Source organism: Pseudoalteromonas sp. NBT06-2, from assembly GCF_002276045.1.
Lineage (GTDB): Bacteria > Pseudomonadota > Gammaproteobacteria > Enterobacterales > Alteromonadaceae > Pseudoalteromonas.
Genome location: NZ_NQMR01000378.1, coordinates 1 through 1,022, shown reverse-complemented (window position 1 = coordinate 1,022; position 1,022 = coordinate 1). Strand labels below are relative to the sequence as shown.

Annotated in this window: 1 protein-coding gene; it reads right to left on the bottom strand. The window is 32.5% G+C overall.

Going from position 1 to position 1,022, the window contains the following annotated elements:
- Positions 1-136: 136 nt before the first annotated feature.
- A complete protein-coding gene (locus CJF42_RS26170; protein WP_286203533.1) occupies positions 137-754 on the bottom strand; it encodes an AbiU2 domain-containing protein in 618 nt (205 codons plus the stop codon).
- Positions 755-1,022: the final 268 nt, after the last annotated feature.

The window sequence follows — 1,022 nt, the reverse complement described above, 5'->3', positions numbered from 1 at the left end:
GACTCGTATCATTAAGAGATGTTTGGATAAAGATTCATTACGGGAGATGAACCGCCCATTGCCCTGTTTATAAAAAAGAATGCATGATGGGTGGTGTGGGGGCTGGAGGTTAGAGACCTCCGGCTACCCGATTATGTTACGGCTTGGACAGCCGATCGAAAATATATTTATAGTCTTGGCTATCAAAGGTAGTCATAGCATAATTTACGCCATTGTAATGACTAGAGTATTTATTAATAATTGCAGCTGCACGATCAATTAATTCTTGAATATCAGATGATGGTAAAGGGTAATCCTTGAAATATGATATGCCTTTTTTGGCATTGCTTAACGACATGTGTGCAATTTCAGTATGCCTATGTCGTTTGTACAATATATTAACCTTCTCATCTTCAGGTGAGATACTTTTCAAGTCATTTTTAATTTCACCATTTTTTAACGGTGTGCGATTAAATTTATCCTGCTCGCTCGCTTCAAAAAATTCTTGTTGTAGGTGATTTTTTTTAAACTCTAATAACCAAGACTTAATTCCTAAATTCTTTTCATTCTGGTCATAAATACGACCAAGGGTTGATCTAGCCGATTCTAAGTGAGCATTTATAGTTAGTGACCAAAAATGCTTAGATTTATTCATCTCTTTAGAATGCTCAGAAATTTGCATTTTAATATCTTTATAGATTTCAAAATGCATATATGCAGACTGCAATTCAGAAACAAGTTTGTCAGTCATATTTTTAAACTCTTTAGTCGACACGATATTCCTTGAGTAACATAACAGCTTTAATAGAACGATTTATTCCGTGTTTAAACACGGACTTTTTCCGTCTATCATGATTTTTATTTTTTGCAAAATACTCTATTTATATAATTATATCAAATACTTTAATTACATTGTTTAGTTTTAAGTTTGCGTGAAACACGGACTTTTTCCGTCTATCAAAGACACATTTACAATATTGTAATAAGTGGTGGATATTTCATGAGTATTTACTAAAAATTGGTTAAATTGCATATTTTTTGAT